Origin of the sequence: Methylobacterium sp. WL7, assembly GCF_008040085.1 — a bacterium.
In the GTDB taxonomy this organism is placed as follows: Bacteria; Pseudomonadota; Alphaproteobacteria; order Rhizobiales; family Beijerinckiaceae; genus Methylobacterium; species Methylobacterium mesophilicum.
This window is the reverse complement of sequence record NZ_VRVG01000107.1, coordinates 1-19,538: the sequence shown is the minus strand read 5'-3', so window position 1 is coordinate 19,538 and position 19,538 is coordinate 1. Positions and strand designations below refer to the sequence as shown.

Annotated in this window: 16 protein-coding genes; 3 read left to right on the top strand and 13 right to left on the bottom strand. The window is 69.9% G+C overall.

Annotation, left to right across the window (positions count from 1 at the left end):
• Positions 1 to 595: 595 nt before the first annotated feature.
• The 3 genes from FV233_RS21900 to argJ are packed head-to-tail and all read right to left on the bottom strand — an operon-like array spanning position 596 to position 2,987.
• Entirely contained in the window at positions 596 to 1,024 is a 429-nt protein-coding gene (locus tag FV233_RS21900; RefSeq protein WP_147857802.1) for a (deoxy)nucleoside triphosphate pyrophosphohydrolase, read from the bottom strand.
• Positions 1,021 to 1,740 (bottom strand): SIMPL domain-containing protein, encoded by a 720-nt coding sequence (locus FV233_RS21895; RefSeq protein ID WP_147898767.1) that lies wholly within the window; start codon positions 1,738 to 1,740, stop codon positions 1,021 to 1,023. Before FV233_RS21895 ends, FV233_RS21900 begins: the two co-directional genes overlap by 4 nt.
• Positions 1,737 to 2,987 carry a bifunctional glutamate N-acetyltransferase/amino-acid acetyltransferase ArgJ gene (gene argJ / locus FV233_RS21890; protein ID WP_147898766.1) on the bottom strand — a complete coding sequence of 417 codons (1,251 nt, stop codon included), beginning with the start codon at positions 2,985 to 2,987 and terminating at the stop codon, positions 1,737 to 1,739. The genes FV233_RS21895 and argJ overlap by 4 nt, the downstream gene beginning before the upstream one ends.
• Positions 2,988 to 3,258: 271 nt before the next feature.
• On the opposite strand from argJ, the gene FV233_RS21885 reads away from it, so the two are divergent.
• Complete coding sequence (locus tag FV233_RS21885) at positions 3,259 to 3,696, top strand: histidine kinase (protein ID WP_147898765.1); 438 nt, start codon at positions 3,259 to 3,261, stop codon at positions 3,694 to 3,696.
• A gap of 579 nt (positions 3,697 to 4,275) precedes the next feature.
• Positions 4,276 to 6,267 (top strand): methyl-accepting chemotaxis protein, encoded by a 1,992-nt coding sequence (locus FV233_RS21880; protein ID WP_246690059.1) that lies wholly within the window; start codon positions 4,276 to 4,278, stop codon positions 6,265 to 6,267.
• 245 nt (positions 6,268 to 6,512) lie between these two features.
• On the opposite strand, the gene FV233_RS21875 is transcribed toward FV233_RS21880, so the two are convergent.
• From FV233_RS21875 to FV233_RS31665, 10 genes are all read right to left on the bottom strand, one after another.
• Positions 6,513 to 7,319 carry a TetR/AcrR family transcriptional regulator gene (locus FV233_RS21875; RefSeq protein ID WP_187277848.1) on the bottom strand — a complete coding sequence of 269 codons (807 nt, stop codon included), beginning with the start codon at positions 7,317 to 7,319 and terminating at the stop codon, positions 6,513 to 6,515.
• A gap of 94 nt (positions 7,320 to 7,413) precedes the next feature.
• Positions 7,414 to 8,217 carry a pyrroline-5-carboxylate reductase gene (gene proC, locus FV233_RS21870; protein ID WP_147898769.1) on the bottom strand — a complete coding sequence of 268 codons (804 nt, stop codon included), beginning with the start codon at positions 8,215 to 8,217 and terminating at the stop codon, positions 7,414 to 7,416.
• A gap of 23 nt (positions 8,218 to 8,240) precedes the next feature.
• Positions 8,241 to 8,750, bottom strand: coding sequence for a YbjN domain-containing protein (locus FV233_RS21865; protein WP_147856750.1), 510 nt, complete (start codon positions 8,748 to 8,750; stop codon positions 8,241 to 8,243).
• Between the two features lie 290 nt (positions 8,751 to 9,040).
• Positions 9,041 to 9,325 carry an accessory factor UbiK family protein gene (locus FV233_RS21860; protein WP_147898763.1) on the bottom strand — a complete coding sequence of 95 codons (285 nt, stop codon included), beginning with the start codon at positions 9,323 to 9,325 and terminating at the stop codon, positions 9,041 to 9,043.
• A gap of 164 nt (positions 9,326 to 9,489) precedes the next feature.
• Positions 9,490 to 9,726 (bottom strand): hypothetical protein, encoded by a 237-nt coding sequence (locus tag FV233_RS21855; protein ID WP_147856748.1) that lies wholly within the window; start codon positions 9,724 to 9,726, stop codon positions 9,490 to 9,492.
• Positions 9,727 to 9,858: 132 nt separating this feature from the next.
• Positions 9,859 to 10,575, bottom strand: coding sequence for a PhoH family protein (locus FV233_RS21850; protein ID WP_147856747.1), 717 nt, complete (start codon positions 10,573 to 10,575; stop codon positions 9,859 to 9,861).
• Positions 10,576 to 11,383: 808 nt separating this feature from the next.
• A complete protein-coding gene (locus tag FV233_RS21845) occupies positions 11,384 to 13,747 on the bottom strand; it encodes a UvrD-helicase domain-containing protein (RefSeq protein WP_147898762.1) in 2,364 nt (787 codons plus the stop codon).
• A 315-nt stretch (positions 13,748 to 14,062) separates the two neighbouring features.
• A complete protein-coding gene (locus FV233_RS21840) occupies positions 14,063 to 14,791 on the bottom strand; it encodes a hypothetical protein (protein WP_147898761.1) in 729 nt (242 codons plus the stop codon).
• 198 nt (positions 14,792 to 14,989) lie between these two features.
• Positions 14,990 to 15,280, bottom strand: coding sequence for a hypothetical protein (locus FV233_RS21835; RefSeq protein ID WP_147898760.1), 291 nt, complete (start codon positions 15,278 to 15,280; stop codon positions 14,990 to 14,992).
• A 128-nt stretch (positions 15,281 to 15,408) separates the two neighbouring features.
• A complete protein-coding gene (locus tag FV233_RS31665; RefSeq protein ID WP_281408013.1) occupies positions 15,409 to 15,537 on the bottom strand; it encodes a hypothetical protein in 129 nt (42 codons plus the stop codon).
• A 110-nt stretch (positions 15,538 to 15,647) separates the two neighbouring features.
• Between FV233_RS31665 and FV233_RS21830 the strand changes: the two genes are divergently transcribed.
• The gene (locus FV233_RS21830) at positions 15,648 to 19,088 is read left to right on the top strand and encodes an AsmA-like C-terminal region-containing protein (protein WP_147898759.1); all 3,441 of its coding nucleotides are present in this window, start codon (positions 15,648 to 15,650) and stop codon (positions 19,086 to 19,088) included.
• Positions 19,089 to 19,538: the final 450 nt, after the last annotated feature.

Here is a 19,538-nt window from a genome sequence, read left to right as displayed (position 1 = left end):
CCGTGCAGGAGGTGGTGGAGGGGATTCTGGCGCTGTGAAATTTTGGATGTCGGCGCCCCGATAGGCCCGGAGTGGCGGCATGTTCGCCACTCCGCACCCCGTCGGCGGATGAGGACGGCAGCCCGACACGCCCGCCTCTCCCTTCCCCCCTCGCGGGCTACGAGGATTCACATATCTCCGTTGAACACCGCCGCCGACGAAGCGGCGCGACGTGCCCCTCTCCCGCACGGGCTACGATGTTCACACAACGCGTTGAGCGAGGCTCGACGCGCCCCCTCTCCCGTGCGGGAGAGGGCTGGGGTGAGGGACCAGGTTTATCCGGAGAGGTCGCATCCCTCACCCTGTCCCTCTCCCGCACGGGAGAGGGGACCTGCGCCTCACCTGCCCGCGTGTCGCCCAGCCCGATGGGTGAATCCAGTAGCCCGCCCGGGAGAGGGGACCCGCGCCGAGTCCCGGCGCCGGGTCTCCGCAAATCTGTGTAGCCAGTAGCCCGCAGAGGGGGAGGAGGCGCGCGCCCTGTACGGACCGGCTATCCCGCGCCGTCACCGCTTTGCAGTGTGCAAGGACGGCGATAGCCCTCCATCTCGAGCCCGCCTCAACTCCCCAACAGTTCCACCAGGAACGGGATCAGCGGCGTGTCGGCCGGGGGCATGGCGAGGTCGCGCAGGGCCTTCGGGCGGACCCATTTGAGCGCCTGGCCCTCCATCGGGCGCGGGGTGCCCGACCAGCGCCGGCAGACGTAGAGCGGCATCAGCAGGTGGAAGTCCGGATAGGCGTGGCTGGCGAAGGTCAGGGGCGCCAGGCACGGCTCCTCGACCCGGATGCCGAGTTCCTCGGATAGCTCCCGGATCAGGGTCTCCTCCGGGCGCTCGCCGGCCTCGACCTTGCCGCCGGGGAACTCCCACAGGCCGGCGAGCTGCTTGCCCGCCGGGCGCTCGCTCACCAGGATCCGGCCGTCGACGTCGACCAGCGCCACCGCGACCACCAGCAACAGGCGCAGGGCGGGCGTCCCGGGCCCGCTCACGGCGCCACCGCGAAGGTGGCCGAGACCTCGGAGGAGAGCTGGATCGTGCCGGCCTCGATCGGGACGCGCCGGCCCTTGGCCGCCATCGGCGCCGCCAGCGCCCGGCTGAAGACCGGCGGCGGCGGGACCGCCCCACCCGTGGTGGTGAGCGCGCAGACCGGCCCGAGCTTGGCGCCGAGCGCCTCGGCCAGGGCCTCGGCCCGGGTCCGGGCATCGCGCGCGGCGGCGATCTGGAGGGCCGCCTCGGCCTTGTCGGGCTCGCGCAGGCCGAAGCTCACCCCGTCGATCCGGTTCGCGCCCGCATCGAGCGCCTGGCGCAGCAGGTCGCCGAGGCGGTCCATGTCGGCCAGGCGGACGGTCACGGTGTTGCCGGCGCGGTAGCCGTCGGGCTCCTCGGTGACGAGGCCGCCCGGCCGGGTCACCGAGCGCGCGCCGGCCTGGAGCGTCACCGCGGCGGTGCCGATGTCGGCCGGCGGCACGCCGAGCGCCCGCGCCTGCGCCGAGACGCCGGCCACCGCCTTCGAGGCCGCGTCGAGGGCGGCCGCCGGGGTCGCGCCCCGGGCCTCGATCCCGACCGTGACCTCGGCGAAGTCCGGCGCCCGCGCCTCCGCGGCGTGCCCGACGACGCTGATGCGGCGCTTGCACGCGTCATCGTCGGCATGCGCCCGGGCGGGCAGCAGGGCGAGCAGGAGAAGGCCGGCGAGGCCGGCCCTCACGAGCGGTAATCCCCGTTGATCTCGATGTAGGCCTTGGTCAGGTCGCAGGTCCAGACGCGGGCCTGGCCCTCGCCCAACCCGAGATCGACCCGGATGCCGATCTCCGGCTCGCGCATCACCGCGCTGGCGGCGTCCTCGCTGTAATCCGGGTCGCGGGCGCCCTGGACGGCCACGCGCACGTCGCCGAACCAGATCGCGAGCCGGTCCCGGTCGGCGGGCTCGCCGGCCTTGCCCACCGCCATCACCACCCGGCCCCAATTGGCGTCCTCGCCGGCCACCGCGGTCTTCACCAGCGGCGAGTTGGCGATCGACATGGCGATCCGGTGGGCGGAGGCGTCGCTCTCGGCGCCCGTGACCCGCACGGTGACGAACTTGCGCGCGCCCTCGCCGTCCTTGGCGACGAGCTGGGCCAGCTCGATCAGCAGGCCGTCGAGCGCCGCCTTGAAGCCGGTCAGACGCGGGTCGGCCGCGTCGGCGATCTCGGCGTTGCCGGCCTGGGCGGTGGAGAACAGCAGCAGGGTGTCGGAGGTCGAGGTGTCGCCGTCCACCGTCACGCAGTTGAAGCTGGTCTTGGTGCCCGCGCTCAGCAGCGCCTGGAGCGCGGCCTGGGGCAGGGCGGCGTCGGTGAACACGAAGGCCAGCATGGTCGCCATGTCGGGGGCGATCATGCCGGCGCCCTTGGCGATGCCGTTGATGGTGACGCGCACGCCGGCGATCTCGGCGGTGCGGGTCGCGAGCTTAGGGAAGGTGTCGGTGGTCATGATCGCCCGGGCCGCCTCGGCCCAGGCGGCCGGGCCGTCCGTGGCCCGGGCGGCGCAGTCGGCCAGCACGCCCTCGAAGCGCTCGGCCGGCAGCGGCTCGCCGATCACCCCCGTGGAGGCGATGTAGACCTCCCGGTCGCCGCAGCCGGCCGCCTGCGCGGCGATCTGGACGGTCTTGGCCACCGCCTCCCGGCCGAGCCGGCCCGTGAACGCGTTGGCGTTGCCCGAATTGACCACCAGCGCCCGGGCCGGGCCGTGGGCCAGGGCCTCGCGGCACCAATCCACCGGCGCCGACGGGCATTTCGAGCGGGTGAACACCCCGGCCGCGCGGGTGCCGGCGGCGAGGTCGACGTAGAGCACGTCGGTCCGGCCGCTGTAGCGGATGCCGGCCTGGGCGGTGGCGATCCGCACGCCCGGGAGCGGCGGCAGCTCCGGCACCGCGCGCGGCGCCAGCGGAGAGACGGGCGGGGATTTCGCGGACGACATCGACTCAAAGCTCCGGCAGCGCGCGGGGCGTCCCGCGGCGGCCCGGTGTTGCCCGCGCGACCCCGGGGCCGTCAACCGTACGCCGCCGCCGCGTGGGGCGGCGGGCCGCGTCGGCGGCCTCAGCACGTGTGCTGCTCAACTGTGAGGCTGCACGCGCTTTGGGCAGCGCCGCCGCCGAATGCGGCGTCTTCGCGGCGGCAGACTTGCGCGAGGCTCGGTTCCCGGCATAGCATGGTGCATCGCAATGCCAGAGCGAGGTCGAGTGCGGACGATGCCCACAACCGACGTCGAGACGGCCTCCGGCAGGCTGCCCCAGGGCGTCTGCTACCGGATCCAGGTGCTGGTCGTCGGCCGCCACAAGCGCTGGCGCGACGAGATCTCCACCGAGATCCGGATGCTGGGCTATCAGGTGACCGCCTGCGACCGGGGCGTCGACGCCATGACGGTGCTGGCCCTCGGGCTGCCCGTGGACGTGATGGTGGTGGATGCGGCCCTGCAGGGCGGCGGCCTGTGCTGCGCGCAGCTCGCGGTCGAGGCGCGGGCCCTGCGCCCGGGCCTGCGCATCGTCCTGTCCAGCGATCCGTTCGACCCGCCGGCGCAGGAAGCCTCGGTGCTGGTTCCCGACGCCCTGTTCATCCAGCGCGAGCAGTTCCAGGACGGGATGGTCGCGAGCCTGATGCGCGAGGCGCTGGCCAACCGCGCGGCCTGACGGGCCTGTATCCCGCCGGCCGATTCGCGAGTCCGGTACCCCCTAGACTTGTTGCCTGACCTGGCGCGGCGTGGATGTCGGGAGGTTCCGCCGCCCGTCGAATCGCTCACCATTCCGCGCGCCGGGATGTCGTCCGGGGCGGGTGCCGTACCCCCGGATTCCGGGGAGCGCGCCGGCGATGCACCGGTCGTCACCACGAAAAGCTGACCCCGTGCCATCCTGGTTCGTCTGCTTATCGCCGACACCTGGCCCGTAAAGTTTCCTGGCTATGCATTTGGAGACCAGATAATTCAGCTCGCTGTTCCCGATGTATCGATAAGTTTCATCTGGTTTCGGAAAGAACCCGGATCAGAAAGATAATGATTTTCTTTTATCAAATCACGAACGCATCGAACATGCATTTGGAGAATGTGGGGCGCATCACAAAGCATGATTGGCCCGCCAGTATCAGATGTTGATAATTTATCTTTTAATTATTATCATGATTTGCGAATTAATCTTGACACATGAATGTCATTCGACCGATTTTTATGGGTGCCGTGCCCATCGATGGTACGCATCAATGAAAGTTGTACGCCTGTGACCTTGGGAATCCGCCACCGGCTCTATGCCGGCTTTGCGATGCTTGTGCTGATCGCTGCCGGCATAGGTGCCTTCTCGCTTCATCAGCAGAGCACGATCGATGGGTATTACGACGCGCGCTCTCGTCTAGACCAAGGTTCGCGGTCGATCCTCGCGATCAGCAACCTCGCCCTCCGCCTGACCGGCGCCGCAGAGAAGTACCGCTTCGAGTCGGATCCCGCGCAGGTCGCCGCGATCGAGCAGATGCGCCAAGCGATCGAGGCCGCGAGCATCAACCACCTCGTGGCGACCCCGAGTGAAGAGCGGCGCAGGATCTACGGTGAGATCCGCGACGAGGCGCGGGCCCTGAAGCCGGGACTGGAGCGACTCGCGGCGGCCGGCTCGACGTTGACCGAAACCAGAACCGCCATGTTTGCGGGCGGGGATCAGCTCACGCGCTTCGCCGACGCACTGATCGCCGAGGCGCGCGGCCGTGGCGACGACGCATTGATCTATCGGGTTCAGGCGGTCGAGAACGCCGTGCTGCGGACCCGGCTCGCCGCCGCGCGCCTCACGATCAGACTGCGTCCGGAGGATCGGGCCGTCTTCGCGGAGGCTGTCGAGCAGACCCGCGCCGCCTTGCGGGCGTTCGAGACGGGCGGCGCAACACTCATGCCGATGGTCACGGCCATCGCCAAAGCGCTGGATACCTATGCCGGCACCGTCACTGCCTATGACGACGCGGCGAGCAACGTCAAAGCGACCTTCGAGCTTGGCATCAAGTCGCAAACCGACAAGATCGAACAGCACGCCGAGACGGCGCGCACGAGGGTGATGTCCCAGGTCGCCGAGATTTCGGCGACGACGTCGGCCGCGGTGGCGAGCGCTCAGCGGGGGCAGATCGGCCTGGTCGGCCTGACCGTGGGGGTCGGTGGTCTTCTGGCCTTCCTGATCGCCCGCAGCGTCATCCGGCCGGTCACCGCCATGACCGACGCGATGAAGCGCCTCGCCGAGGGCGACACCGCTGTCGAGGTTCCGGCGCCGAGGGCCAGGGACGAGATGGCCGAGATGGCCAAGGCGGTGGACGTGTTCCGGCAGAACGCCATAGCCCGCGCCGACCTGGAGGCCGCCCAGGCCGCCGAGCAGGCGACCCGCCTGAGCCGGGCCGAGCGGGTCGACCAGCTGGTCCGCGCCTTCCAGCAGAACGTCGCCGCCTCGCTCGAGGTCGTCACCGGGGCCGCCACGGAACTCGATGCCACGGCGCGCTCGATGACCCAGGTCGCCGACGACACCAACACCCAGGCGGTGGCCTCCAGCGCCGCCGCCGAGCAGGCCTCCACCAACGTCCAGACCGTGGCGGCCGCCGCCGAGCAGATGGTCGCGTCGCTGCAGGAGATCGAGCGGCAGGTGATCCGCTCGAACGAGGTCGCGGGCCACGCGGCCCACGAGGCCGAGGCCACCAACACCGCCATGGCCAGCCTGCGGCTCGCCTCCGAGCAGATCGGTGCGGCGGTGACGACGATCTCGGGGATCGCCGGGCAGACCAACCTGCTGGCCTTGAACGCCACGATCGAGGCGGCGCGGGCCGGCGATGCGGGCCGGGGATTCGCCGTCGTGGCCTCGGAGGTGAAGGAGCTGGCCGGCCAGACCGCCAAGGCCACCGAGGAGATCGGCGGCCAGATCGCGGCGATCCAGGCGGCCACCCATCAGGCGGCCGCCGCGATCGAGCAGATCGCCCGCACGATCACGGCGGTGAACGAGATCAGCGGCGCGATCGCCTCCACGGTGGTGCAGCAGACCGCGGCGACCAGCGAGATCTCGCGCAACGCCGGCGAGGCCGCCCGCGGCACCCGCGACGTCTCGTCGAACGTCGCCCAGGTGCTGGCCTCCTCCGGGGAGACCGGCAGCGCCGCCACGCAGGTGCTGCACGCGGCGTCCCAGCTGGCCAGCCAGTCCCAGAAGGTCCGCCAGGAGGTCGACGGCTTCCTGCGGGACATCCAGGCGGCCTGAGGCGGGGCGCTTTTCGGTCGCCGGGCGCCCCAGGATGGGGCGCTTGCGGATCCCCGCATCGGGCCGGGCAACCCGGCCGCAGGGATCCGGCTCAGATCCTCTCTTCCGTTCGGGCTGCGGGATTCACCCGTCTCTCCCGAACCCCAAGGTTCTGGAAGGAAGGCGCTTTTCCCCTCCCCCTTGCGCAGGATGAGGGGCGGGGGTGGGATGACGCAGGCGCCGAAGGCGGCACCCGATTCGAACGGTCAGATCGCCGCCGCGGGATCCGTCTCGTCGCCGTCCGGCTCGCGCCGGCTCCGGGGGCGGCGGTCGAGGAGGGACCGGCCGAGCGCGCGCAACGGCGCGGTCAGCCGTCGGGCATCCTCGGCGCGCTCCATGAGGCGCTCGCCGTTGCGGATCTCCTTGTCGAGCTTGGCCATCGTCCGAGCGAGCGCGGGATCCTCGTCGTCGAGCCAGACCCGGGTGACGCGGGCGAACGCGATCACCACGCCCTGGAGCTTGAGCTGGCCCAGCGGCCCCTCGGTGTCGATCCCAGCCGCCGCCAGCATGTAGCGGTGCGAGTTCAGCATCACGCTGTTGAGCGCCAGCATCGACAGCGGCTCGCCGCGCAGCGCGTAGGCGATCCGGCGCAGCGCCGGCTTGTAGGGGGTCATCGCGTCGAGCCGGCGCATCAGCACGTCGAACAGCCGCTCGCGGGTCGGCTCCTCCTCGAGGCCGGCGCTGTCGCCCTCCAGGACCTTGCGGTCGATGATCCGGGTCAGGCCGCCGAGCACCGCGCCCTTCGAGGGGAACAGGTCGCGCAGCTCCGCAAGCGTCAGGCCCGCCTCGCGGGCGATGTCGCCGATCTCGATGTCGTTCCAGGGCTGCTCGGCCGCGAGCCGCATCAGCGCCTCGACCGCGGCCTCGCGGGGCGACAGCTTCGGCGAAGATTCGGAATGCGCCTGGGTCTCCGGCGCCGGGCCGGCCGGGCCGGCCTGGTCCGGGGCCGCGCCATCCTGCGGGATGCTCGCGCCCTTGCGGGTACGCTTCGACGGGGCTCTGGTCTCGGTCATGGGTCTGTCGCCCGCTCCTGTCGGTCGTCGAGCCCCTATCTAGGGATGGCGGCGGCGATGGGCAGGGCCGTCGCGCGGCGATGCCGCACGGATGTCAGCCGGCGAGCTCGGCGGCCCGGCGCCGGGCCGCCGCCACGGCCTCGCGCATCAGCGGCGCCAGGCCGTCCGGCCGCATCAGCACGTCGAGGGCCGCGGCCGTGGTGCCGCCCGGGGAGGTGACGTTGCGGCGCAGCTCGGCGGCCTCGGCCGGGCTGGCTTCGAGGAGCGCCCCGGCCCCCGAGACCGTGGCCCGCGCCAGGGTCCGAGCCACGTCCGGATCGAGCCCGGCGGCGATCCCGGCCTCGGCCAGGGTCTCGGCCAGCAGGAAGACGTAGGCCGGCCCGGAGCCGGACACGGCGGTCACGGCGTCGATCTGCGCCTCGTCGGCGAGCCACGCCACCGCGCCGTTGGCGGAGAACAGCGCGTCGGCCGCGTCGCGCTGGGCCGGCGTCACCTCCGGGCTCGCGCAGGCGCCGGTGGCGCCCCGGCCGATGCTGGCCGGGAGGTTCGGCATGGCCCGCACCACGGCCCGGGCCCGGGGCAGCCGGGCGCGCAGGTCCGCGACGGTCTTGCCCGCCAGGATCGACACCAGCAGCGTGTCGCGGCCGACCAGCCGGTCGAGGCCGGGCGCCGCCGCCTCCAGGCCCTGAGGCTTGATCGCCAGCACCAGCACGGCGCCGGGCTCGGCCTCCGCCGGGTTCAGCCGGATCCCGCGGGCGCTGCACAGGTCCGCGATCTCGCGGGACGGCACCGGATCGACGATGGTGGTGGCATGAGGATCGAGGCCGGAATCGAGCCAGCCCGCCAGCATCGCGCCGCCCATCTTGCCGGCCCCGGCCAGGACCAGGGACGGCGGCATCCGCGCGGCGTCGGGGGCGGCCGTCACGCCTCGCCTTCGGTCTCGAACAGCACGGCGTCCAGCGCCTCGCGGGCGCTCTTGCCGGCCCAGAGCACGAACTGGAACGCCTGGAAGTAGCGCTCGCAGGCATCCACGGCGGTCTTCATCATGGTGGAGCATTGCGGGTGGGTCGGCACCGCGCCGCCCGCCAGCAGCAGCGCGTGCCGGAACATCACCACGCTGTCGCTCGACCACAGGTCGAAATGACCGATCCAGAGCTGCTCGTTGATCATCGCGATCAGGCGCAGCACCTCGGTCCGCTGCCGCTCCGGCACCTTGAGGTCGAAGGCGCAGGCCACGTGCAGGGCCTCGACATCCTCGATCCAGGTGAACGCCACATGGTAGTCGGTCCACCGGCCGGGGCTGGTGATCGACATCTCGTCGGTCTCGGCCCGGTCGAAGATCCAGTCGCGCAGGGACGCCAGACGCTCGACGACGTCGAGCGGATGCTCGTTCCGGTCAGGGTCGTGGAAGTCGACGTGGAGAAGCGGCATGACGATCCAAAAGGACGGCCCGGAATCGATCCAGCCCGACGTGACGGGGACGCGAGAAGGAGTGTGAGAACACTCCGAGAACTTGCTACGACCGTCGGAGACGGGCCGGGGGTGACGCGATCGACTGTCAAAGCGCTGCGGACATCGCCCGGCGGCCGTCGAATCACCCTATGCCCGACTATAGACCGGCCGTGACTCGCGACACAAAGTGCAGGTCACGCTCGGTGAACAGGAAACGAAATCGTCGGCTGCGCTTCCTGTGCAAAAGCCTGAAGCGTTGCCGTGCGGACTCAGATCGCCTCGCTGAGCCCCGCCGCGCCGGCCGCGGCGGTGCCGGATTTGGCCTCGAGGGCGGCCACCCGGGCGGTGAGCGCGTCGTTCTGGGCCCGCAGGTTGGCCACGAGGTCGCGCAGCACGTCGAGTTCCTCGCGGGAGGCGATGTCGAGGTCGCGCACGAGGCGCTCGGCCTGGGCCTTGACCACGGTCTCGGCCTCGCGGCGCACGCCCTGGGCGGCGCCGGCCGCGTCGGTCATCAGGCGGGCGAGGTCGTCGAACAGTCGGTTCGAGGGGGGCATCGTGGTCTCCCGGATCGGCCGGCTGCCGCATCGGCCGCCTGACTGCGCGATTCTCAGGTGACGAGATAGGAATCCGCGGGGTGCGGAGCAACGCCGGAAACGCGTTCCCGACGCGAACGCGCGCCGGACATGAAAGCGGGGCCCGAAGGCCCCGCCCATCGCGATCACATGCGGCGCATCATCCGGCGATGCATCATCTTGCGGTGCATGTGCCGGTGCATCATCCGGCGCTCCATGCGCCGGTGCATCATCCGCCGCTCCACCGGGTGCATGCGGACCTGCGTGACGGTTTCAGGTGCGGAGATCCCCGAGGGCAGGCCGGGGGCGGCGCTGGCCGGCTGGACGAGAGCGGCGCCGCCGATCGAGGCGAGAACCGCGAAGGCGAAAGTCAGTTTCCTCACGAGGAGACTCCAATGTTCTGATCTCCGGGCATGGCGCCCGGTTCATCCTCCCGGACGGGAGGTTCGGAGAGCCGTCTCGTGCCGGTGAGGGCACGGCGGGCCCGCGAGGACCCGCCGCCATCAACTTCTGGGTTAGAGATTCGTTTCCTCGAACGCCTTCACCCATTCGGCGCAGATCCCGGAGCGGACGATGTCGTCGCGGGTGAACTCCACCACCGGGATCGGCATCATCCGGCTCTTGATCAGGTGCATCACCGTGCGCAGGCCCGAGGTCTCGCGCAGGTCGGTCTGAGAGACGTCGCCGTTGATGATGACCTGGCAGTCGTCGCCGATCCGGGTCAGGAACATCTTGATCTCGGCGGTGGTGGTGTTCTGCGCCTCGTCGAGGATCACCAGGCAGTTCTTGAAGGTGCGCCCGCGCATCACCTCGAACGGCACGATCTCGATGTCGCCGGTCTTGAGCGCGATCTCGAAGGCGGCCTGGCCCATCCGCTCCTTCATGGCCTCGGTCAGCGGGGCGACCCAGGGGGCGATCTTCTCCTCCAGGGTGCCGGGGAAGAAGCCGAGCGAGCGGCCCGAGGGCACGTTCGGGCGGGTGATCACGACCTTGGAGATGCGGCGCTGCCGGAGCTGGTCGGCGGCGCGGGTCCCGGCGATGTAGGTCTTGCCGGTGCCGGCGGGCCCGAGGACGATCACCTGGGCGGAGCTGGCCAGGGCGTCGAGATATTCGGCCTGGCGGTCGGTGAGCGGTTGGATCGGACTGAGGTTGCGTTCTTCGTCGAAGCGGGTGCGGTGAACACGGGGCGTGCGGTCTTCAACCAGTTCAAGTCGTGTGCGGCGTCGCTTCATGGATCAACACTCCAACGGGACTTGCCAACCTGGATCTGTCGATGAACTGCCGTTTACCTTTGTGCTCCCGGACTTACTCTATTCCGAAACTAATTCCGGCGCCATGCCGAAGGTTCCGCCCCGTGCTATTCGCCTGTGGAGAGCGTCACGCCGCCTCGCCCGGGGTCGAATACGCAGTGCAAGCGGCGCACCAACGCGATTCGCACGGGACGTTTGCTCGGGGGGTGTGACCAGGGGGTGACGGTCGGTGCCGCGGCGCGCGAAAAGCCGCGGTGCTGGCAGGACTGCATCAGGCCGATGACCGGGGATCCAGGCGGGCGCGGCATCCGGCACGACCGCGCTCCCGTCACAGATCGGCCGGTGGACGGCGCCCTCCTCTTCCGAGTGGCCACGGACGACACGGGTTTGTGGTTGTTCCGTGAGCCGTTGAAGGCTCGGGTCCCCTGTCCCGTGCGGGCTGCCGGATTCACGCATCGGTGTCGGCAGCGCGGGCGCAGGATGGAGCGCGGGTCCCCTCTCCCGTGCGGGAGAGGTCTGCTCTCGCAGAGAGCCGGGTGAGGGATCAGGTCTTTCCGGAGAGGTCGCATCCCTCACCCCAACCCTCTCCCGCACGGGAGAGGGGGCGCGTCGCGGCTTTCGCAAGCCGATGTGTGAATGAGAAAGCCCGCAGAGGAGGGGAGGGAGAGCGCGCGTCTGCCGCGCTGCGACGTCTCCTGCCGCCGAGAAGGATCCGGGCTGCGATGCGGGAATGTGCAGGCCAGCACGGGTGAAGCCGGCCGAGCCGAACGTCCGGGCTCGGCCGGCGGGACTAGCTCGTTCCAGCCTGGATGAAGCTGTCGAGGACCATCTTCCGGCCGGCCTTGTCGAAGTCGACGGTGAGCTTGTTGCCGTCCACGCCCGCGATGGTCCCGGGGCCGAACTTCATGTGGAAGACCCGCTGGCCGTCCTGGAACGCGGACGGCGTACCGCTCGACTTGGCGATCAATTCGCCCTCGATCTGGCGCGGGCCGCCGGACCGTCCGCCGGGCGCGCTGCCGAAGCCGGACCGGTTCCCGGCGCCGGCCGCGGTGTTGGCCTGGGCGCGCTGCCAGCCGGGCGTGCCGTAGCTCGATCCGAACGGCGTCGGGTTGCGGTCGAACCGCGAGGCGCCGGCCGAGAAATGTGCGGGCGCCTCGACCACGTCGACCGCCGATTCCGGCAACTCGTCGATGAACCGGGACGGGATGGTGGAGGACCACAGGCCGTGGATCCGCCGGTTGACCGCAAACGACAGCTTCGCGCGCTTGCGCGCCCGGGTGAGGCCGACATGGGCGAGGCGGCGCTCTTCTTCGAGGCCGGCCCGGCCGCTCTCGTCGAGCGCCCGCTGGTTGGGGAACAGGCCGTCCTCCCAGCCGGGCAGGAACACGGTGTCGAATTCCAGGCCCTTGGCGGCGTGGAGCGTCATGAGCGACACCCGCTCGGCGCCCTCGGCCTCGGAGGCTTCCATCACCAGGGAGACGTGCTCCAGGAAGGCCGCCATGTCGGGGAATTCTTCCATGGAGCGGACGAATTCCTTCAGGTTCTCCAGGCGGCCGGCGGCGTCGGCGGAGCGGTCCTTCTGCCACATCTCGGTGTAGCCGGATTCCTCCAGGATGGTCTGGGCGACCTCGCTGTGCGGCTGGGTCTCCACCAGCCGGGCCCACCGCGAAAAACTCTCGGTGAGCGCCCGCAGGGTGGCCCGGACCCGGGGCTTGAGCTCGTCGGTCTCGCACAGGCGCTGGGCGGCGATCCGCAGCGGCAGGCGGTTGGCCCGGCCGAAGGTGTGGAGCTGCTGCAGGGTCGCGTCGCCGAGACCGCGCTTGGGCGTGTTCACGATCCGCTCGAAGGCGAGGTCGTCGCTGACGTTCATGGTGACGCGCAGGTAGGCCAGCGCGTCGCGGATCTCGGCCCGCTCGTAGAAGCGCGGGCCGCCGACCACCCGGTAGGGCAGCCCGAGCTGGACGAACCGGTCCTCGATCTCGCGCATCTGCGCCGAGATCCGCACCAGCACGGCGATCTCCGACAGGGGGTGCTGCTTGGACTGCAGGGATTCGATCGATTCGGCGAGCTGGCGCGCCTCCTCCTCGGAATCCCAGGCGCCGGTCACGGTGACGCGCTCGCCCGGCTCGTCCTCGGTGCGCAGGGTCTTGCCGAGCCGGCTCTCGTTCTTGGCGATCAGCCCCGAGGCGGCGGCCAGGATGTGCCCGGTGGAGCGGTAGTTGCGCTCCAGCCGCACCACCACGGCGCCCGGAAAGTCGTGCTCGAACCGCAGGATGTTGTCGACCTCGGCGCCCCGCCAGCCGTAGATCGACTGGTCGTCGTCGCCCACGCACGCGATGTTTTTTCGTGATTGCGCGAGCAGCCGCAGCCACAGGTACTGGGCAACGTTGGTGTCTTGGTACTCGTCCACCAGGATGTAGCGGAACCGGTCCTGGTAATTGGCGAGGATGTCCGGGTTCTCGCGCCAGAGCTTGAGGCACAGGAGCAAAAGATCGCCGAAATCGACGGCGTTCAGCGTCGCGAGCCGGGCCTGGTAGGCGGTGTAGAGCGCGCCGCCCTTGCCGAACGCGAAGGACGCGGCCTCGCCCGGCGGCACCTGCTCGGGCGAGAGGCCGCGGTTCTTCCAGCCGTCGATGGTGTGGGCGAGCGCACGGGCCGGCCAGCGCTTCTCGTCGATGTTCTGGTCGGCGATCACCTGCTTCATCAGGCGCAGCTGGTCGTCGGTGCCGAGGATCGTGAAGTCCGATTTCAGCCCGACCAGCTCGGCATGCCGGCGCAGGATCTTGGTGCCGATGGCGTGGAAGGTGCCGAGCCAGGGCATGCCCTCGCCGGCCGGGCCGATCAGCGCGCCGATCCGGAGCTTCATCTCCCGGGCGGCCTTGTTGGTGAAGGTCACCGACAGGATGTCGAACGGGCGGGCGCGGCCGGTGGCGATCAGGTGGGCGATCCGGGTGGTCAGCACCCGGGTCTTGCCGGTGCCGGCCCCGGCCAGCACCAGCACCGGACCCTCCGTCGCCTCGACGGCGCGGCGCTGCTCGGGGTTGAGCCCTTCGAGATAGCTGGCGGCGTCCCGCCGGAGGGCGCCCATGGCGCGGGCGGCGATGGAGGTCTGAGCGCCGTCCCCGGCGGGCTGCGCGTGCGGGCCATTCTGCATTCCGCTTCCCTGGACCAAATCGCGAACGGCGTCGAGGGTGTTCGGGGCGGGATGCGACCGGAGCGTTTGGGGCGAGAAGAGAGATCTCTCCTATCAGCAGGCGGTTCGTGGCGCGCTGTGTTCTGAGGGCGGCCTTGATCTCCGTGGACGTTCGAGCATTCAATTTCGATCCGGTGCGGACGTTTTGTGATGTGCGCTTCGGGCGCACGCTTGAGTCTGGATGACTCTCGCTAGGCTAACGTACTTCGACGTAAGGGATGGTCTCCTCTGAGGTTGCGAAAACCGTTGCGAGCAGAGCAGAAAATAGAAATCGCGTCATGTGGCGAACTTATCGAACACGTTGAGCAGAAGCATCTCAATGTGGGCGGCTACCGCGTTAGCGCCGACCTTCAGACTGTTCGGGTGACCACATCCGTTCCGCAGATTTAGGCCAGCCGCGAGTTGCGCCTTTACGTTCTTCCCGACCATCCCGACGGCTGCGATGCGGTCGAGGAAATCATTTTCCTTCATGCGCCCGAGATCGTCCGTGGTCACCGCGATCTTCCACTTTCCATCGACCTTCTTCGCCTCGGTGTTGAAAGCGGCCAGATGGTTGGTCACCACTTCGTTGTGCATCACGCCAACGGCGGCGAGCCACGACATGACGATGGCCGACCGGTAAAGGGCCGCCTCGTGGCACTGGATGGCCTCGGCCACGAAAGCGCGGGTCGTGTCGTCCTTAATCGAGGCCAAGTGCTTGCGCAGATCCTGGGCGACTTTTGCGGCGGCGGTAGGGAGCTTGCTGACGCCGAGTTCTTCGAGACGCGCATGGCCCTTCTCAGACACCTCATAGCCGCCGGGCAACCTGAGAGTTGTATCCCTCGCCTTTGTCAGCACGTCGGCGATGTTCCACGTCTTCATGTTACAGCCGGCTTCCTGTGCCTGCGCAACGATGGCGGGGTTCTTCACTGGTTGGCCCAAGCTCGCGATGACGAGGAGGACCTTGTCGGCTCGGGATAGGCCGTCGCGCTGAAGGACAAGCTTGAGATCGTCAGGACTGAGCAAGTTTGGCCCTCAACTGTACCAGTTCGCTCGCGGAAAGGGATATCTGATCGCCCGTCATGGTCATTAATATTTTCCCAGCGACGAGCCTCTGCAAGATCACACTTAAATTTCCACTCATTGCTTGATTGTAATATCCATTGGCTTGTGCATATCGGCGAGCAGCTCCTTGCGGGTAAAACTTTTTCGACCTTGGCACAGTTAAAGGTGGGCGGCAGCGGCGAGCGCGACATCTCTTGCAGACTTGGCGCCGAGCCGAGCGGCGACGGTCTGCACCGAGAGATTAGTAATAACGTCGGGAACGTCCCTGCTTTCTTCCGCATTCTCTGGATCGTTAACTGGCGGCAGGGCGTCGAAGGTGCCGGGAGGCGCGGCACTGGCCAACGACTCGATATGGCTGAATAGGTCCTTCACGGCCTCATTGTCGTAGATGGCTTCGCCTTCGTACTCGAATTCGATGTGACCCATCTTGATCTTGAGCTTTGTCGGCATGGTCGCTCCTTTGTCGCAAAGCGTAGCAGAGGAGCGCATCTGGGTGGAGTCAGGACGAAGCTTACACTAAAGTTTCGGTGGAAGGGTTGGCGGTTGAGTGTCGAGTCGCCAACCGCAGGGGACCTAGATTAGCAGGCGCTGAGGTGCTTCTCGCGGTAGGCGTTAAGGAAGGTGTCGACGAAGCCGATGATGGCCAGCGGTGCGGTGTAGTGTGTGCAGAAGCCGGTGATCTCGGGGCTGAGTGTGCTCCTGACCAAGCAGATCCCTGCTGGCGCCCTCGGCACTTGATCGTGCTATGGCCGTGGCGGTTGGCCCGCGAGGGCACGCGGGGGAGCGCTCCCGCGCGAAACAGTGCGGAACAGAACCATTGCGTGATCTTCTGACCGCGCTGGCGGGCGCCGTCATCCTGGTTCTCGTCGCGGCTCTGGCCGTTCCGCCCGTCATCGATTGGCAGGCCCAGCGCGCGCTCGTCGACCGGGGCCTGACCCGGTCCCTCGGGGTGCCGGCCCGGACCGACGGCCGGATCGAGGTCCGGCTCCTGCCCTCGCCGCGGCTGCGGATCGACCGCCTGCATCTCGGGGCCGACCCGGCCCGCCCGACCCTCGACGCCCGCTTCGTCAAGGCCGAGATCGCCCTGACGCCGCTGCTGAAGGGGGAGTTCCGCTTCACCGAGACGCGGATCGGCCGGGCCGAGATCAAGCTCCCGGTGGTGGCCAGCGAGGCCCTGCGGATCCCGCCCGATCTCGGCGAGGCCCTGCGCGCCCGCGACTTCGCCATCGAGGACCTGCACGTCCAGCAATTCCTGGTGACCACCCAGGTGCCGGCCACCGGCCGGACCGACCAGCTCTACGTCCAGGACCTGCACCTGCAGACCCCCGCGCTCGTCGGACCGTGGCGGGTCGAGGGCACCAGCGGCGGCGTCCCGTTCCGGGCGGTGAGCGGGACCCCCGGGGCGGACGGGCGGCTCGCCGTGAAGATCGCCGGCGGCGGCGACGCGCATCCCCGCTTCGAGGCCGACGCCAGGCTGGGCCTCGTCCCCATCGAGTCCGACGGGGCGGTCATCGAGTCCGAAGGCTCGGCCCGCCTGGTGGTCGGCCCGCCGACCCAGGCGGCCGGCCCCTACCTGCCGTTCTCGCTCGGCGGGAGCTTCAAGGCCCGGGGCACCCAGGTCCGGTTCGAGGGCGTCGAGCTGGCGATCGATCCGGGCGGCCGGGCGCTGCGCCTGGGCGGCATCGGCCGGCTCGACCTGCGCCAATGGCGCGCCGGCCTGACCCTGGAGGCCCGCCGGCTCGACCTCGACGCCTTCCTGACCTCCCCGGAGGGCCAGAACCTGATCGGCCGCGGCCTGCCGGGCGCCGGGGCCGGGTTGCCTGCCATGCTCGACCTCGACCTGTCGGTGGGCAGCGCGGTGCTGGGCGGCGAGGAATGGTCGAACCTCGCGCTCGCCGGCACCGTCGAGCGCGCGGGCGGCCTGCTGCTGCGCCGCCTGACCGCGACCGGACCCGGCGACGCGACCCTGACCGTCAGCGGCCAGGTCGAGGCGGCGCCGTTGCGTCTCACCGGTCCCGTGGCGCTGGTCGCGGCCGATTCCGACCCGCTCGGGCGCTACCTGCGCCGGCTCGGCGTCGAGGGGCCCCTGACCGCGCTCCTCGACGGGCGCCGGGTCGAGGCCGCGGCCGACCTCGCGGCGGCCGCCTCCAGCCTGTCCGTGCGCAACCTGCGCCTCGCGCTGGGGCCGGCCCGCGTCACCGGCAACGCCCGCTACACCGCCGCGGAAGCCGGCGCGCGCGGGCGGTTCGACGCCCAGATCCGCGCCAGCGGCATCGACATCGCCGCCCTGCCGCCGCTCGGGACGACGCTCGGCAGCCTGCGCGACCACGACCTCGCCCTGACCCTGGAGGCCAAGGACGTGCGCTACGGGCCGGCGGGCTCCGGCAACGGCACGATCGCGGCCAGCATCCAGTCGGACGGGTCGAGCCTGGTGGTGGACAGCCTGGACGTGACGGACCTCGCGGGCGCCAGCGCCAAGCTGTCCGGCCGGATCGGCGCGGACGGGACCGGCCGCGTCTCCGGGCGCCTGAAGGCCCCCGTGGCGGCCCCGCTGCTCGGCCTGCTCGAACGGGTCTGGGTCGGCGAGATCCGCCTGCTGCCCGCGTTCCTGCGCGAGGCGCCCCTCGACCTCGCCGTCACCCTGGACCGGGAGGGCGGCGCATCCGACGCCCTGCGCAGCCAGATCAAGGGCAGCGCCGGCGGCGGCACCCTCGACCTGACGCTGGCGAGCCGCGGCACGCGGATCGAGGGCGGCACCGCGACCCTCACGGCCCCCCGGGCGGGCCCCTGGTTCGGGCGCACCGACATCCCCGGATTGCAGCAGCCGGCCGAGCTGCACTTGAGCGCCGAGCGGCCGGACGCCGACACCCTGGCGCTGACCGTCGACGGCACGCTCGCCGGCCTGAAGCTCGCCACCGCCCGGCCGATCCTGGTCGGCCCCGACGCCCTGCCGGGGGGCGGCGAAATCCGGGCCGCCACCGCCGACCTCGCCCCGTTCCTGACCCTGGCCGGGGCGGCGCGCCTGGCGCCGGGCGCCTGGCCGGCCGACCTGACCTTCGTCCTCGCCAAGGACGGCAGCGACAGCGCCGCCGACACCACCGGGACGGTCGCGGGCGCGGCCCTGAGCGGCCGGCTGCAGCGGGCCCCGGGCGGGGCGCTGCGCGGCCGCCTCAGCCTCGACCGCCTGTCGGTGCCGCAGCTGGCGACGGCGCTGCTGCTGCCGCCGGACCCGGCCAAGGCCGACCGCTTCGGCCCGGTCCCGCAGCCGCTCGCCCCCCTCGCGCTCGAGGCCCGGGTCGCGACCCTCGACCTCGGCCGGGGCCTCGCCGCCACGGAGGCCGGGCTGGCCCTGGGCCTCGCGGACGGCGTCCTGACCCTGCGCAACCTGACGGCCAAGCTCGCAGGCGGGCGGATCGCGGGCTCGGCCACGCTCACCCGTCGGGGCGCCGAGGCGTCGGTCACCGGCGAGGGCGCCCTCGACGACGTGGCCCTCTCCGCCCTGGCCGGCGGCCCGATCGGCGGACGCCTGACCGCGTCCGCGCGCTTCGTCACCACGGCCGAGACCGCCCCGGGCCTCGCCGACAACCTGTCCGGCAGCGGCAGCCTCACCCTCAAGGACCTGAGCGTCCCGGGGGCCGACCCGGCCTCCCTCGGCCGCGCGCTCGCCCGGGCGGTGGAGATCGACGACCCCCTGCGCGAAGGCCGGCTGCAGGCCCTGGTGGCCGAGGAACTCGCAAAGGCCGGCGCCCAGGCGAAGGCGCCGGCGAGCAGCCCGGTCACCCTCGTGGGCGGGGTCCTGAGAGCCGGCCCCCTCGACCTCGATTTCGGGGCCGCCCGCTGGTCCGGCACCCTCGGCTACGACCTGCGCGGCGGCCGGCTCGACGCCCGCGGGCTCCTGTCCGGCGGCCCGGTCCCCCGCGGCTGGAATGCCGGCCCCCCGGCCGTCCAGCTCGGCTTCACCGGGTCCCTCGCGGCGCCCGAGCGCGTGCTCGACGTCGGCGCCCTGTCGAACGGGCTGGCGGCCTTCGTGCTCCAGCGCGAGCTGGACACGATCGAGCTGACCGAGGCCGACCAGGTCGAGCGCCAGCGCCGCCGCGCCCGGATCGAGATGGACCGCGCCCGCGCCGCCGCGCTCAAGGCCGCCGCCGACAAGGCGGCGGCGGACGCGGCGCGACAGATGCGTGATCGAGGAGAAGCGAACGAGAACCCTGCGGTCGCACATCCTCAGGATGCAATGCCGCCGGAAGCACGGCCATAATCAAGTATATCCGACGTTGCGCAAATTCAGCGACTGCAAAATTTACGAATTTATTGCCCTGAGGTAATTTTGTGGTGTTCCGCGCCTCATATCGAAATGGCTGCTCCAACTAAGCAATTTAAGGTCTGAGGCTGATCGATTTTGCAGTATTTATAACGATCCGAGTGATATATTAACCCACCATTTGTCCTATCTGGATTTGAGTTCAATGATGTATAGATCAGAGCATGTTCAAGTGCTCAATAAAATTCAAAAAAATGTATTTGAAAATGTAAATTCATTCGGTTTTCGTAGTAGAAGACGAAGTCTAATGAGATTGGTTGATGGCGATATTCAGCATTTAATCGATTTCCAGGCGGGACGATATAATGTCGGGCCGCCATCTCATACGGAAATATTGAATCTGCGTCCAAATTTATACGGAAAACTCACCATAGAAATCGCTGTATT